Below are 13,743 nucleotides of genomic sequence, written 5' to 3'. Positions count from 1 at the left end.
CGAATCAGCTCTAGTCTTCCTGACACAGCAAAGCGGCTTGCCGGTCACCCAAACACCATTTTATGTTGAATGCGGAGCAAATAAAAAAAGGTAAGCGCATGAGCACCTACCTTTTCCAAAAAGAATAATTAAAAAATCACCAACTTACTCTTTAATGTATTGCCTCATCAAACTGCCGGTGGAACTATTGGCAGCCTGAATAAATTCTCTCAAGTGTTTTTGTTTTTCATCTTCTTGTAAGATCCTGCGGTTTTCCCAGGAGTGTTGAACAGGCTCATTCGCAAGGTGAGAATGGCTCCTCTCCCCCGAATGCGGTATCTCATGCCGCTCACAAGTCAGGCATACCAACAAAACCAGAAAAACATCAGGCAAAAACAACCATTTACTTTTCATCGTTAAATCGTTTGGCTTTTTACTCTATACGTACGGTTCAGAAAAAGTGTCCTGAAAAACGTAAAAAATTTATTCCCTTTTCTTTACGATTTCCATGTCAGGTAGTTTAGGGGTCTCCATTCCCACTCCTAAATAAAAATCCGTGTGAGGAGGTTGGTTGTATCCTACGTTTTGCCAGGCGATACTGAGACGGTATTGGGGGTTGTGCATCAGCGTCGTAAACCGGTGCGAGGTAGCTTCCGTAGTGGTATAAATTCTCAATGACTGGTTATCCTCCGTTCTAAAGATCACTTCCTCCCGCCAATCTCCAAACAAATCAGCGGAAAGCGCAGGGGTCGCCTTGGAGCCGTTATTGGATTCAGATCCCGTCGCCGTCAGTAAATTACGAAGCTTCTCCTCCTTGTAATCCCATTTATCAATGCGATTTTTATCCAGCAACTCCCTGAGTAAGTCCCCATCCCACCAAAGGACAAAATTGATGCTATTCGGTTTTTTCCCAATTTCTTCTCCCTGAAAATTGTACAATCCTTCGGCTCCGTTCCACCAAAATTCAGCACCCTCATGCCGGGGATCAATATCGGCCGCCAGCCCCCTTCCTACGTCTGTTCCCTCAGCGGCACCCCAAAGAATCTGCCCGGTTCTGGCATTGAAAAGTGCTGCCCCAAATCCGGTCTCCTTGGTTTCGTTTTCATGAATTCCCCAAACCAGTTGATCCGGGTAGTCCGGGTGGAAACGGCTGACGTGCAGGGCATCGCCATGCCTAAGACCCGTGCTGTAAATACCCCTACCATCATCGTCAATGGTCATCGCCCCGTAGACAATTTCATCCTTCCCATCTCCATCAATATCATTGATGCTTAGACTGTGATTTCCCTGGCCAGAATAGGGATTTTCTCGTCCCTCCGAATCAAACACCCACCGCGATTGAAGGGTTTCCCCATCAAAATCCCAGGCAGCAACCACTGATCTGCCGTAATACCCCCGGGCCATTAGCAACGAGGGTTTTCTACCGTCCAAATAGGCAATGCCCGCCAGAAAGCGGTCCACCCGGTTTCCGTTACAATCATTGCCGCCGTTTCCTCCTTCACCTCCCCATCCGCATAAATCTCCTCTACCTGGGATGTAGGCTACAGTGGACAAGGCCTGTCCCGTCTGCCCGGAGAAAACCGTCAAATATTCCGGGCCGTCCAGAATTTTCCCCTCTTCATTTCTCCAATCTTTGCTAGCATTTCCTATTACCGTTCCTAATCCGTCCTTACTGCCATCAGCCGTTTTACAGGCTATTTCAGCAATTCCATCCCCATCCAGATCGTATACCATAAATTGGGTGTAATGAGCTCCCTCCCGAATATTTATTCCCAAATTGATCTCCCACAACCGCTTTCCTTCGAGGGTATAGGCCTGTAGTATAGGTGGATCGGTAACCCCATTCTGGGAATTGTCTTTGGATCTGCCGGTCATGTGCACCACCAATTCATACCGGCCATCACCGGTCAGATCGCCGACGGAAGTATCATTTGGCCGGTAGCCGTCCGGCGTTTGCAGGGGAACTTCCCAAAATTCCTGTTCCCAAACCGGTGTTGGTTTGCTAGGGCCTTCACTTGCATTACTAACCGAATACCGGGGATGTTGGCTTAGATCGGCTTCCGGATCGTAAAAGTTGGTGGTCTGATTTAAGGGGACATCGTTGATTTTTTTGGCAGGTTTCCCTTCGTATTCCCTGTACAGGTCAAACCCAGTATCTACGGATTCGTCTCCCAACAAGCGCCAGCTCAGAAAAACACCCCCATTTCCGTCTTTGAGGGCGACCAATCCACGGTCGAGGTACTCCATTTGCCGCTGTCCAAAAAGAGAGATACTTAGTGTGCCAACAAATAGGAAGCAGGTGATACGGAATCCATGTAAAGGGCTCATTTGTTTCTTTTAAGGTCCTGATTTTTTTCGAAATGCTGTTAATAATTTCAATATAAAGTAATCATATGGAAATTCGGAATGAAATCTGACCAAAGGTCCCCTCCAGGAACCCTGCACCCTGATTGCTTTACAGTGCGTTGAAATTGACGATGGCAAATCTTTACCCAGTCCGCTATTGCGGATACACATTACAGGAAACACGGCTTTACACACTACCATCAAAATGTTATTTGGATTGAAATGTAGTGTGTAGCCTTTACTATTATGTAAATTACTTTTTTTCGTCACGCAACCATTTAATTCTCCTTGGTGTATAGACGAATACCAACCCGACAACCCCAGCGAATGTGGAAAAATACTTGTCAAATAAGCTTATAAACGGAATTTCCAAAGCAGACCGAAAGAGTCAGGAAGAGCTGTATAAGCAGTTTTACAGCTACGGAATGAGCATTTGTCTCCGGTATGCCGCAAACAGGGAAGAAAGTGTGGAAATACTTCACGACGGCTACCTGAAAGTATTCCATTACTTTGACCGGTATGATCCCAAGCGTCCTTTTACACTTTGGTTTAGAAGAATATTGATAAACGGAGCCATCAATTACTACAAAAAAAATCAAAACCATTCCCAAAATATAGGTCTGGAGAATGTTTCGGAAATCCCAGATCTTGGCAAAAACGCCACCGATGATCTGAAATACATGGAAATGATCCAACTAATACAAGTGCTACCGATGCAGTATAGAACGGTATTTAATTTATATGCGATTGAAGGATACGATCATCGGGAAATTTCGGAATTGCTAGGCATTTCCGTAGGCACTTCAAAATCCAACCTCCACCGGGCAAGACTAAAGTTGAGGGCCATGTTAACTGTTAGAAATCATGAAGAAGCAGGTATCAAAAATGAGTGATAAAGAGCTGGATGATTTCTTTAAAAAATTATCCTCAGAGCCTGAAGTTCCCTACGATCCTCAGGATTGGGAAAGGTTTGAAAAGAAATTAACGACAGACCAGGCAGCCCAGCCCGTCAATGGATTTAAATGGTTCTTGCTTGGGTCCTTTATATTAATCGGCCTTATTTTCACTGTCTGGATGACGGCGTCAGATAGTCTGTTTCCATTTGGAGATAAAGACGCCTTTCATCCTGGACCCTCCTCCATGCTAACGAAATTAGATTCGTTTGATGAAATGGAAGTACAAATCCCAGCTAGAAAAAATCCCTCCATTACTTCTCCTGTGAACGAGCCTGTAAGGGCGATGGATACCGCTACAATACACCTAAACCAACCCCCACCGTCGACTGCTCTCCCGCAGGAAGACCTGGCAAACGAGCGATCTCGAATGCCTCATCTAAAATGGGGTTCTGATTCAAAATGGAGCCTTTTCCAGGATTTTAACCGCATTTTACCTGTAGAACGAAACACAGGCATCCAGGAAAGCTCCCTGATTCAGTCTGATCGGATCCCCTCTTCGACACTACAGAATCAGATCGCCCTTGGGATCATGGTTGCTCCAGATATCAGTGCGATTCATTTTGACCATTTTCCCTCGTCCGGCAAAAGCATCGGATTCAGACTGGAGTATTTCATTAGCAACCGCTGGAGCTTCTCCATTGGAGCTGTTCATGGTCAGAAAAAGTATCGTGAAGGACCGGGGTACTGGGAGGGTTACGACTCGGCTCATCAGGCGCTAATTGGAGATTGCCGGCTTATTGAAATCCCGGTAAACCTTAGATTTTATCCCATCAGCGGATCAAAAGACCGCTGGTTTATCAGCTCAGGTTTGTCCTCTTATTTCATGTTGAAAGAGAAATATTCGCTGGTCTATGAAAACTATAGTGGAAATCACTACACCGAGGAAATGGAAATCAACAATAGCAACCAACATGTCTTCGGGGTGTGGAATATGGGATTGGGCTACGAGCGGAAAATAGGCGAAAAATTCACCATACAAGCCGAGCCTTATATCCGGATGCCGCTGGTGGGTATTGGAGCGGGCAACCTCGACTTAAAAAGCATGGGCATTTTCTTCGGCATCAACTATTACCCATCAAATCAAATCTTAAAATTTTAAACAATAGAAATTATGAAAACGGTACAAGCAAACATAATCCTGTTATTCGTTATTGCGCTATTTGCAATGGCATGTGAGAAGGAGGATGAAAGTCCTCGGGTTATTCAGAAAGCGTATACATTAAATTCGGTGTCGGATCCTTCCATTCAGGGGACCGTTACGTTCACCAAAGAAAGTGAGACGAGTACCCTGATCCGCATTGAATTGGAGGGAACAACAGCGGGAGATGCTCATCCTGCCCATGTTCATCGCAATGCGGCCAGTGATGGAGGAGGAATTGCCATTGGATTAAATGACGTCGCAGGTGCAACAGGCGTTAGCGAAACGGTGGTCACCCAAATGGGTGACGGTACACCAATTGATTATGAGGGGCTGTTGAATTTCGACGGTCATGTTAACGTGCACCTAAGTGCTACCTCCATGTCGACGCTAATTGCTCGTGGCGATATTGGCAGTAATAGCCAGGCAAACAATGATTCTAACCCTAATGATACCACCAATGATGACTATTAAAAACTACCTTTTACCGGGTTTCCTGGTAATTCTTTCGTGTTCTTTTCTAGCCTGTACGAGTGAAAATGAGGAGGATATAGAACCTGATGACCAGGAGGAACGGTGCGTCGAATCGGTATCCCTTTCAAATGACATCATTCCGATTATCAATCAAAACTGTGCCATTTCAGGATGCCATGTGTCAGGAACCAATCGCGTAAACCTAACACTCAAAGAAAATATTCTTCAACACGCAGAGCAGATCAAAAACTTTACCCAAAGTGATTACATGCCGCCGGAGGGATCCGGAAAACAACTTAGCGAATCTCAAAAGGAAAGCATCTTTTGTTGGGTAGATCAAGGTGCTCTGGACAATTAACCTTCTATGAAAAATATAATTTTAACAATCATTTGCCTGCTTACCCTGGCCACGGCCAGGGCGCAGGATTATAAAACGGAAACAGGAGAGGTAGTATTCTTTAGCAGTGCCCCTGTAGAGGACATTAAAGCAGAAAACAATGCGGTAACAGGCTTGTTCAACACGCAAACAGGAAGTCTTGCTTTCCTTGTCCCTATAAAAGCTTTCCGCTTTCCAAAATCGCTGATGCAGGAACACTTCAACGAAAAATTCATGGAATCCGATACGTATCCTGAAGCTACATTCGACGGAAAACTAACCGGCTACAGCCAATCCGAAACCGGATCTCAGGATGCTCACGCTGAAGGAAAACTGACGATTCATGGTGTCACTGTCAATTACGACATTTCGGGCACGCTCCTGATCGACGATGACCAGATTAAAATGGAAGCAGTGTTCCCGGTAAAGCTGGAAGACCATGCTATTCAGATTCCATCCGTTCTCTTTTACAATATCGCAGAGGAGGTAGAAGTAACTGCCAATTTTGTATTTGAAGAAATAAAAAAATGACGCGCAAAGCCCTACTCCTTTTCTTTCTATTATCCAATTTTGTCCTTCCAGCAGGAGCCCAGGAGAATCTATTGGATCAACTGAAGTCAGAAAGTAAAGCCGATTCCGATTGGAAAAGCCCTACCTCTACGTTCAAAGCAGTTAGGCTAATCAATGGTCACACAGTGGAAACCCGAAGAAAAGGAAACCTGGAATTCCTGATTTCACATCGGTTTGGAAGAGTCAATACCGGAGCCTATCAATTTTTCGGTATGGACCAGGCAAACATGAGGTTGGGCCTGGACTATTCATTGGAGGATTGGCTTACGCTGGGGATAGGAAGAAATTCGTTTAACAAACTATATGACGGATTCGTCAAAATCGGCATTCACCGCCAGGGTCAGTCTAAAACAAACCTTCCGATCTCCATTGTCTGGGTCTCGAATACATCCGTCAATACGCTACGCAGACCGGAGTTACCCATGAACCTGGAACGAAGGTTACGCTATTCCCATCAAATGCTTTTAGCGAGCAAATTGAATCAATTGGCTGCCATCCAGTTGATGCCTACCTACGTTCATCAAAACCTCGTTAGCGAAAGAAGTGGAGAAAATGGTCTTTTCGCTCTTGGAGCTGGCGCAAGCTATAGGGTTACCCGAAGCATTCACGTAACCATGGAATATTACCATCGTTTTACCAACGAGAATAACGGCAGCACCAATCCCCTTTCTTTTGGTGTGGATATCGAGACCGGGGGCCATGTTTTTCAGCTACACCTGACCAATAGCCAGCAAATGACAGAAACCGGATTCCTTCCGTCCACTACGGGAGATTTTTTTAAGGGCGATATCCATTTTGGATTCAATATCACCCGAAATTTCCAGTTGACTAAACCTGACTAATTTTATTTTAGCATGGGTTTGGCCCTTTTACAAAACTGAATGGAAAGGCCCCAGGGGTCTCGGAGCATTAGCAAGCGGGTTCCGTCCTCTAAGGTGTCATCACTCACAAGTTCCGCACCTGCTGCTACCAGGCGCTTTTTTTCCTCCTCCGGGTTTTCCGACACAAATGCCAGATGAAGCATCAATGGGTCTAACTTGGCATATTCCAAGACAGGAGCCTTGGCATTTTGATACAGTTCGATCATCACCTTGCCACTATCATCGGCCAAAAAGGTCATGAAAGGGGCGTTGGCCATTTTTTTAACCACCGTCAAGCCAAGGTTTTTCTCATACCAATCGGAAACGGCTTGTGGGTGCTGTACGTTTAATGCAATGTGTTCAATTTTCATACTCGTAAACTTGATTGATTAATCGGATGATTTTCGTGAAAAATACAAAAAACCCCTCCATAGGCCAATACGGCCAGCATGGAGGGGAAAAATTAATGTTTTAAGCCCGATTTGGACTTGGCTTGATACTGGTAAGGTCGGCTATCTTAACGGGGCCCTTGCTATTAATACTGTTTCGGGCTGCCACACCAATAAGTACGGACATGACACCATCTCTTATTCCTGCAGCATGTTTGTAGGGGTCTGCCGCTTCCGGGTTTTTGAAGATTTTGTCATGGAGTCTTTTATCTCCACCCCCGTGGCCACCGCGTTCACTTACCACTTGAATAATCTGGGGCTTTTCCCAGTTTTTATGTAATACCAGCGGCTCCCGGTGCATGTCTTCACCGGCATTCTGATTCATTTCGGCCGCATGCAGCGCTTCCTGGTCCATGGTTTCGTTACTCATAAACGGTATATCCAACCAGGCATCGATTCTACCCTTCTGCCCGTTAAAAGCGATCTTCCACCCTTCGTAGGGACTGTAGGTAGTCAGTGAATAGTTCACCACGGCATTGTTGGCATATTTGATATTGGCAGACATTTTATCATAGATATCTATTTCATGCCGATAGACGCAACCATCCCGGAAATAACCATCGTGGTGCTCGTTTTCCGCATACAATTTCATATCCCTTGGGCTTTTGGTGATATCCCAATAATACGTGCAATCGTCTTTGTGGGGACAAGCGCGACAGTTTTTACCCCTAAAAGGACCGTTGCTACCGTAATGCTCCAGGTCCCCGTAAGCAAATACTTCGGAAGGGTCTGAATCCAGCCACCAGTTGAGAAGATCAAAATGATGTGTCGCCTTATGCACCCAAAGCGACCCGCCATTTTCAGTCACCCCATGCCATCGGCGAAAATAGGAAGCACCGTGGTGTATGTTGAGATACCAATGAAAATCGATCGAGGTAACTTCCCCGATTTCCTTATTTTGCAGCAGTTCTTTGATTTTGGTGATGTAAGGACTCCATCGGTAATTGAAACCTACAATCAGGTTTTTATTGGACTTCTCTTCCGCCTCAAGGATTTGCTGGCATTTGTTTTCGTCGGTGGTGAGCGGCTTTTCAGTAAGCACATCGCTTCCGGCCTCCAGTCCCTTGATTATAAATTCATGGTGCGTTGAATCCATGGTCGTCACGATCAGCAAGTCCGGCTTGGTGCTGGCCATCATCTCGTCAAAGTCAACAAATGTGGGGCAATTCACTTTCATGTATTCCAGTGCATAATCCAACCTTCCGGGATTGATATCACTCAGCCCTACAAATTCCAAAATATCGGAGTATTGCTCAACCAGTCTTCTCCCCCAAAACGATGTCCCTCTTACTCCGGTACCCACCAGCGCTACTCTAAGTTTTCTTTTCATCCCAAAGCCCGTTAGGGGCGTGCTCACCGCTGTGCCGGCTGCCAGCAAACTTACGGCATGCAGAAAAGACCTTCTTGAAAATTTATTTTCCATGGCTAATAATTGGTTAAGGTTTGTTTTAAGAGCCTTCCAGCTCGGTGCTATTGCTTTTTGCGCAATCGATTGCATTATAAATAAAAATTAAGTAATTGACAACTATTAACTTTCATACAGAAAAATACAGTCGGTAACCCCATAAAAATAAAAAAATCATTTTATATGGTTAATAATATGTAAGTCTAATTCCAAAGGAATAAAATTCTGTTATTTTATATATTTCAAATTATATTCTTAAACTCATTCAGGTCACGGTGTTCCGCTTTCGTTCTAATTTATAATGATTATACATTGATTAGGGCCATGCGGGTTTGGTTTGGTCGACATTACTCTTAAATTGCTTTTTCCAAGAATTTCCTGCCGCCAAAAGTTGACGGCAGTTTTTTTCACCAATTTAACCATCTCCATGAAAAAACTTAAATGGGGCGTCTTAGGCGCTGCGAAAATAGCCCGGGAAAAAGTGATTCCTGCCATGCAAAACAGTGATCTTTACGAAATTTACGGACTGGCATCCAGAGACCCGGAAAGAGCCAGGTCCGTGGCCAATGAGCTGGGAATTCCCAAAATTTACGGATCCTATGAGGAATTGATCCAGGATCCCGATATTGATGTCATATACAACCCGCTTCCCAATGACCTCCACGTACCCTACACCCTCCAATGCATCAATGCCGGCAAGCACGTTCTTTGTGAAAAGCCCCTGGCCCTGGATGCAGAAGAAATCGATGAACTCATCAGCGCCCGGGATAAACAAGGCGTAAAAGTAGGGGAAGCGTTTATGGTCGCCTCCAATCCGCAATGGATTAAAGCAAGGGAATTAGTACGAAAAGGGTATCTCGGAAGACTAAAGGCCGTTCACGGGTTTTTTAGCTATTTCAACGTCCAGGAGGATAATATCCGTAACATCCAGGAAAAAGGCGGCGGAGGCATCTGGGATATTGGCTGTTACCCGGTATTTACTTCCCGTTTCGTTTTGGAAAAGGAGCCCGGAAGGCTGGTATCCATGCTGGAATACGATCCCCAATTCAGAACAGATAAACTCGGATCCGTACTGATCGATTACCATGAAATTCAGATGACTTTCACCGTCAGCACCCAGCTTACGCCCTACCAGCGCATGCTTTTCTATGGCGAGGAAAAAATAATGGAGGTCCGGATACCCTTCAATGCACCTGCAGACCAGGGCAATGAATTGTTTATCCACGATGGCAATATTCTGAACCCCAATCCTGAGCGAATTGTGTTACCTGCCAGCAATCAATATACGGCTCAGGCGGATGACTTTTCCCGTGCCATTCTGGAAAACACAGCGGTTCCCGTTTCCCTGGAAAATGCCCGGGCAAACACCCGTGTGCTTCAGGCCATATTTGAGTCAGATCAATACGAAAAATGGGTCGCTATTGACTAATCGCTTCCGTTTCTGTGTGATGGATAACTTTTCCCTCCACCATGGTCATACTTACCATGATATTGGAATCAAACAATAGCAAATCGGCGTCCATTCCTTCCTGAATGGCGCCTTTTTTATTTTCAATCCCCATAATGCGGGCGGGCGTTTGGCTTATCATTTTCACCGCTTCCAACATCGATACATCTGCCTGTCGAAGCATGGTCCGGACCAATCGGTCCGCGGTGGCCACACTTCCGGCAAAGGAACTTCGATCCGGCAACTTGGCCACATCGTCTTCAATGATCACTTTCAATCCGTCTTCTTTGTGACCGAGCATGCTTTCACCTTCCGGCATCCCTGCACCCCGCATGGCATCGGTAATCAAAGCAATCTTATCAGGACCTTTTATTTTGTAAATAAGTTTTAACAAGGGAGCAGGCAAGTGGATTCCGTCTGCGATAATTTCTACGTCCAGCGCGTCCAAAAGCAAGCTGCTTTCAATCACCCCGGCATATCGAAAGGCATTTTTCCGCGTAACTCCAGACATACCAGAGTACAAATGCGTTGAAAGGGTGTATCCTGCTTCGACGGCGGCAAGGACTTCCTCGTATACGGCATCCGTATGGGCCATGGCAGCTAAAACGCCTTTTTCCCGCAGCCTTCTCCCAAATTCCAAGGCTCCTTTTCTTTCCGGAGCGGCACTCCATCGGGCAATAAGATGGGAATAATTTAAAATTTCCTCGTACTCCTCCGGATCGGGATCCCGAATGTATCGCGGATCCTGGGCACCCCGCTGGTTCATGGCAAAGTAGGGACCCTCCAGGTGCATGCCTAAAAACACTGCCCCCCGGTCATTTGCATGCGTTGCCTTCTCATAGGTGCTAAGCAATGCCAATAACTGCTCCCGGGTGCTGGTAAGTGAAGTAGGTACCATAGACGTGGTCCCATGCCTGCCATGCATGCGGGCAATTTCTAAAAACCCTTCCAGATCGCCGTCCATAAAATCATGCCCTCCCCCTCCATGCACGTGCAAGTCAATAAACCCGGGAGAAACGAATCTCCCCCGGGCATCAATCGTTTCTACTTCCAGAAGCGAACGGTTATCGGGAAAAACACCCTCAATACGCCCGTCTTTTACCAGGACAGAGGCATGATAGTGTATGGCAAATGGAGTGATTACATTACCATTAACTATTTGAATAAATCCAGTTTGCATCCGCTTTACTTCAATATCAACTTATTGGTCTTTTTCGGGAGAAATCAATTGCAGTTTCTTACCGGTAAGATGACTGATAACGGCCACCAGACCCAGTATTATAAACAGTAACAAGTCCAATCTCAAGCCAAAATACATATCAGGAATAAAACCAGCCAGCGAACTTAGGAAAACTATTAATCCTACAAGCGAAAGGTAAATAATGGCCGGAGAGACTTTTCGATCACTAAGGATCCCCAGGATAATCATAGGTCCCATAATACCGGTCCCGGCAAAACTTACCCTGGCCAGTAACACTAATTGGTCAAAAACGATAATGGAAAAAAAGAAAGCGATGACGGAAAAAACGAAAATGCCAATCTTCGTATTCCGCATGATGCTACTTTCATTTCCACGCAGCAAGCCTCTTAATTCCGAACCCAACGCAAATATTTGCGCATTGGTGGTGGACAACCCGGCGGCAATCAAACCGATGATGGCGAGGGCCGCGACGGCATCCGGTTGGTCATAAAGAAAGGCATTGGCGAAGAATTCGTCTCTTCCATACTCCGAGTACAAATCCGCACCGTACATTCCTATGAAAATAGTCGGTAAAATAACCAGAATGGCAAAGGCACCCAGCGACACCGCCATAAGCTGCATGGTCTTCATGCTTTTCATCACCACTATCCGCGTCGTAAATTGTGGCTGCGTAACGGGAATCATCAAAATGGCTATCAGAGAAGCAATCAAAAATTGAGGTGTCAACAGCCCTTGAGGTCCTGGCGTGGACAACAGGTCTTCCTGTACGGTGCCAATTTTATCGAACATGGGGCCAATCCCGCCAAAATGATTGAGACAAGCCCAGCCAATAATCCAGATAACGGCCAATAAGAGCAATCCCTGAATGGCATCGCTGAAAATGATTGCTTTCAGACCGCCGATTTCACTGTATACCAACATGATCAAAACAATACCGGCTGACCAACCCCAGGCTGGAAAAGACCCCGGAAAAGCCGCATCCATAAAGATCGCAATGCCTTGTATCTGTATGCCCACATACGGTATCAGAAATAAAAACGCGCTGAGAAAGAATACGTATCCGGCAAGCTTGTTTTCATAGCACCTGGTGATCAGGCCTGAAACCCCTCTGAACTCCATGCCTTTGACCTTATTCCGGATATGGTAGCCGAACCATAAGAGCAAAAATACCATGGCACCATCGGATACGGCCAGAAATATCCAGGCCCCTACCCCATTGATCCGGAAAAAATCCGGCATGCCTAAAAAAGTAAAGGTACTGAAAAGTGCCGCCGCAAAGGTCAGCACACCAAGGGTCAGTCCAATATTAGACCCCGCCATCATAAACTCTTCGGAGGACCTGTTTTTCTTGTAGGATTTTAAAGACGCGAAAACCAAAAGGCCTGCATAGATGAGGCCAAATACCCATACCCAGAATATCATACGTCCTCCTCCTCATTTTGCATACCTGGATGTACCCGCGTTCCGATGTAGGTGAGGACAACCAAAAGTACCGTGATAATAAAACTGGTCCATAAACTGTAGGGTACGCCCGCTAATTCAGGCGTGGCAATTCCCTGCGGTATGACCAAAGGCGTAAAGGTAAGGATGCACAGGAAAATCGCAGCGATGCAACATATTCTCCAATAGAGTCTCTTTTTTTCCATTTGAATTGGGTTTAGGTCTTTTAATTGACAATATACAATTGTTGACTGAAATAGTACGAAAATTTATTAAAACAGGCAATTGGCAGCAATCAAACCGCCGCCAATTGCCCGGTTTTTATAATCTGGGGATGGTCAAGCCGCCATCAACCATGATCACCTGGCCGGTGGAATAGGGAAAATCCCCTTTGGCCAGGGCAGCCACAGCCAGTCCCACATCCTCTGGCAAGCCCCACCTGGCCTGCACACATAGCCCTTCCGCAAGAAGTTTGTCGTACTTTTCCTGTACACCGGAGGTCATATCCGTCGCGATGATTCCAGGTCGGACTTCAAATACGGGAATATTGAATTCTCCAAGGCGCACCGCAAAGAGCTGAGTAGCCATACTCATACCGGCCTTTGCGATACAATATTCTCCCCGGTTAACGGAGGCCACCGTGGCAGAAATGGACGATACGTTTATGATGGAACCTTTAAAATCGGGATTCTCCTTTTTCTGAGCAATCATCCGATTCGCCGCTAACTGCGAAAGGAAATAGGCAGAATGCAAATTCGTTTTCAAGACATAGTCAAAGCTTTCTTCAGAAGCCTCCAGAATATCCTTTCGCTCTTTAGGAGCCACTCCGGCGTTGTTTACCAACACATGCAGCCTTCCAAAATGAGTTTCTATGGAATCCATAATTCCCTGCCTGTCGGAAGCACTCCCTACATCTCCTCTGCAATACAGCACTTCTGCCCCCAGCTCCCTTAGTTCATTCAGGCTGTCTGCGGTATCTTCCTCTTTTCGCATACCGTTGATCGCCAGATCATATCCTTCTTTCGCCAGGCACCTGGCAATTCCCAGACCGATGCCTCTTGATCCTCCGGTAACCAGTGCTACATTTTTCATAGTCATCTAA

15 protein-coding genes are annotated in these 13,743 nt (G+C 45.8%); 7 read left to right on the top strand and 8 right to left on the bottom strand.

What is annotated here, in order from left to right; translation table 11 throughout:
• Positions 1-144: 144 nt before the first annotated feature.
• Positions 145-393 (bottom strand): hypothetical protein, encoded by a 249-nt coding sequence (locus GJQ68_RS20410; RefSeq protein ID WP_162419119.1) that lies wholly within the window; start codon positions 391-393, stop codon positions 145-147.
• A gap of 69 nt (positions 394-462) precedes the next feature.
• Positions 463-2,307, bottom strand: a complete 1,845-nt coding sequence (locus tag GJQ68_RS20405; RefSeq protein ID WP_202927985.1) for a rhamnogalacturonan lyase — start codon at positions 2,305-2,307, stop codon at positions 463-465.
• 347 nt (positions 2,308-2,654) lie between these two features.
• On the opposite strand from GJQ68_RS20405, the gene GJQ68_RS20400 reads away from it, so the two are divergent.
• Genes GJQ68_RS20400 through GJQ68_RS20375 form a run of 6 tightly spaced genes read left to right on the top strand, consistent with a single transcriptional unit; the run spans position 2,655 to position 6,681 of the window.
• A complete protein-coding gene (locus GJQ68_RS20400; RefSeq protein WP_162419118.1) occupies positions 2,655-3,218 on the top strand; it encodes an RNA polymerase sigma factor in 564 nt (187 codons plus the stop codon).
• On the top strand, positions 3,190-4,380 hold the full coding sequence (locus tag GJQ68_RS20395) for a porin family protein (RefSeq protein ID WP_162419117.1): 1,191 nt from the start codon (positions 3,190-3,192) through the stop codon (positions 4,378-4,380). The genes GJQ68_RS20400 and GJQ68_RS20395 overlap by 29 nt, the downstream gene beginning before the upstream one ends.
• Positions 4,381-4,392: 12 nt before the next feature.
• Positions 4,393-4,893: a CHRD domain-containing protein gene (locus GJQ68_RS20390; protein WP_162419116.1), complete on the top strand. Its 501-nt coding sequence runs from the start codon at positions 4,393-4,395 to the stop codon at positions 4,891-4,893.
• On the top strand, positions 4,880-5,251 hold the full coding sequence (locus tag GJQ68_RS20385; RefSeq protein WP_235941820.1) for a 2-polyprenyl-6-methoxyphenol hydroxylase: 372 nt from the start codon (positions 4,880-4,882) through the stop codon (positions 5,249-5,251). Before GJQ68_RS20390 ends, GJQ68_RS20385 begins: the two co-directional genes overlap by 14 nt.
• A 6-nt stretch (positions 5,252-5,257) precedes the next feature.
• Positions 5,258-5,800 carry a YceI family protein gene (locus GJQ68_RS20380; protein ID WP_162419115.1) on the top strand — a complete coding sequence of 181 codons (543 nt, stop codon included), beginning with the start codon at positions 5,258-5,260 and terminating at the stop codon, positions 5,798-5,800.
• Positions 5,797-6,681 carry a DUF5777 family beta-barrel protein gene (locus GJQ68_RS20375; RefSeq protein ID WP_162419114.1) on the top strand — a complete coding sequence of 295 codons (885 nt, stop codon included), beginning with the start codon at positions 5,797-5,799 and terminating at the stop codon, positions 6,679-6,681. The genes GJQ68_RS20380 and GJQ68_RS20375 overlap by 4 nt, the downstream gene beginning before the upstream one ends.
• Before the next feature lie 2 nt (positions 6,682-6,683).
• Here GJQ68_RS20375 and GJQ68_RS20370 read toward each other — a convergent pair whose 3' ends face one another.
• Together GJQ68_RS20370 and GJQ68_RS20365 are read right to left on the bottom strand one after the other, a co-directional pair.
• Positions 6,684-7,070: a VOC family protein gene (locus tag GJQ68_RS20370; protein ID WP_162419113.1), complete on the bottom strand. Its 387-nt coding sequence runs from the start codon at positions 7,068-7,070 to the stop codon at positions 6,684-6,686.
• 100 nt (positions 7,071-7,170) lie between these two features.
• Positions 7,171-8,571, bottom strand: coding sequence for a Gfo/Idh/MocA family oxidoreductase (locus GJQ68_RS20365; protein WP_162419112.1), 1,401 nt, complete (start codon positions 8,569-8,571; stop codon positions 7,171-7,173).
• A 409-nt stretch (positions 8,572-8,980) separates the two neighbouring features.
• Between GJQ68_RS20365 and GJQ68_RS20360 the strand changes: the two genes are divergently transcribed.
• Positions 8,981-9,982, top strand: coding sequence for a Gfo/Idh/MocA family protein (locus tag GJQ68_RS20360; RefSeq protein ID WP_162419111.1), 1,002 nt, complete (start codon positions 8,981-8,983; stop codon positions 9,980-9,982).
• On the opposite strand, the gene nagA is transcribed toward GJQ68_RS20360, so the two are convergent.
• The 4 genes from nagA to GJQ68_RS20340 form a co-directional block, all read right to left on the bottom strand.
• Positions 9,972-11,180 carry an N-acetylglucosamine-6-phosphate deacetylase gene (nagA, locus tag GJQ68_RS20355; protein ID WP_162419110.1) on the bottom strand — a complete coding sequence of 403 codons (1,209 nt, stop codon included), beginning with the start codon at positions 11,178-11,180 and terminating at the stop codon, positions 9,972-9,974. The genes GJQ68_RS20360 and nagA overlap by 11 nt on opposite strands.
• A gap of 21 nt (positions 11,181-11,201) precedes the next feature.
• A complete protein-coding gene (locus GJQ68_RS20350) occupies positions 11,202-12,623 on the bottom strand; it encodes a sodium:solute symporter family protein (RefSeq protein WP_162419109.1) in 1,422 nt (473 codons plus the stop codon).
• A complete protein-coding gene (locus GJQ68_RS20345) occupies positions 12,620-12,847 on the bottom strand; it encodes a hypothetical protein (protein ID WP_162419108.1) in 228 nt (75 codons plus the stop codon). The genes GJQ68_RS20350 and GJQ68_RS20345 overlap by 4 nt, the downstream gene beginning before the upstream one ends.
• Before the next feature lie 115 nt (positions 12,848-12,962).
• A complete protein-coding gene (locus tag GJQ68_RS20340; protein WP_162419107.1) occupies positions 12,963-13,733 on the bottom strand; it encodes a 3-ketoacyl-ACP reductase in 771 nt (256 codons plus the stop codon).
• Positions 13,734-13,743: the final 10 nt, after the last annotated feature.

The sequence above is a fragment of the Cyclobacterium roseum genome, from assembly GCF_010119225.1.
In the GTDB taxonomy this organism is placed as follows: Bacteria; Bacteroidota; Bacteroidia; order Cytophagales; family Cyclobacteriaceae; genus Cyclobacterium; species Cyclobacterium roseum.
The sequence above is the reverse complement of the archived record's forward strand: the minus strand, read 5'-3'. Positions and strand labels throughout refer to the sequence as shown.

What these genes read in the sequence shown, in the direction of transcription:
- GJQ68_RS20370 (WP_162419113.1), bottom strand. Translation starts at nt 7,070, where the DNA reads ATGAAAATTGAACACATTGCATTAAACGTACAGCACCCACAAGCCGTT.
- GJQ68_RS20360 (WP_162419111.1), top strand. Translation starts at nt 8,981, where the DNA reads ATGAAAAAACTTAAATGGGGCGTCTTAGGCGCTGCGAAAATAGCCCGG.
- GJQ68_RS20395 (WP_162419117.1), top strand. Translation starts at nt 3,190, where the DNA reads ATGAAGAAGCAGGTATCAAAAATGAGTGATAAAGAGCTGGATGATTTC.
- GJQ68_RS20375 (WP_162419114.1), top strand. Translation starts at nt 5,797, where the DNA reads ATGACGCGCAAAGCCCTACTCCTTTTCTTTCTATTATCCAATTTTGTC.
- GJQ68_RS20405 (WP_202927985.1), bottom strand. Translation starts at nt 2,307, where the DNA reads ATGAGCCCTTTACATGGATTCCGTATCACCTGCTTCCTATTTGTTGGC.
- GJQ68_RS20410 (WP_162419119.1), bottom strand. Translation starts at nt 393, where the DNA reads ATGAAAAGTAAATGGTTGTTTTTGCCTGATGTTTTTCTGGTTTTGTTG.
- GJQ68_RS20365 (WP_162419112.1), bottom strand. Translation starts at nt 8,571, where the DNA reads ATGGAAAATAAATTTTCAAGAAGGTCTTTTCTGCATGCCGTAAGTTTG.
- nagA (WP_162419110.1), bottom strand. Translation starts at nt 11,180, where the DNA reads ATGCAAACTGGATTTATTCAAATAGTTAATGGTAATGTAATCACTCCA.
- GJQ68_RS20345 (WP_162419108.1), bottom strand. Translation starts at nt 12,847, where the DNA reads ATGGAAAAAAAGAGACTCTATTGGAGAATATGTTGCATCGCTGCGATT.
- GJQ68_RS20340 (WP_162419107.1), bottom strand. Translation starts at nt 13,733, where the DNA reads ATGAAAAATGTAGCACTGGTTACCGGAGGATCAAGAGGCATCGGTCTG.
- GJQ68_RS20350 (WP_162419109.1), bottom strand. Translation starts at nt 12,623, where the DNA reads ATGATATTCTGGGTATGGGTATTTGGCCTCATCTATGCAGGCCTTTTG.
- GJQ68_RS20385 (WP_235941820.1), top strand. Translation starts at nt 4,880, where the DNA reads ATGATGACTATTAAAAACTACCTTTTACCGGGTTTCCTGGTAATTCTT.
- GJQ68_RS20380 (WP_162419115.1), top strand. Translation starts at nt 5,258, where the DNA reads ATGAAAAATATAATTTTAACAATCATTTGCCTGCTTACCCTGGCCACG.
- GJQ68_RS20390 (WP_162419116.1), top strand. Translation starts at nt 4,393, where the DNA reads ATGAAAACGGTACAAGCAAACATAATCCTGTTATTCGTTATTGCGCTA.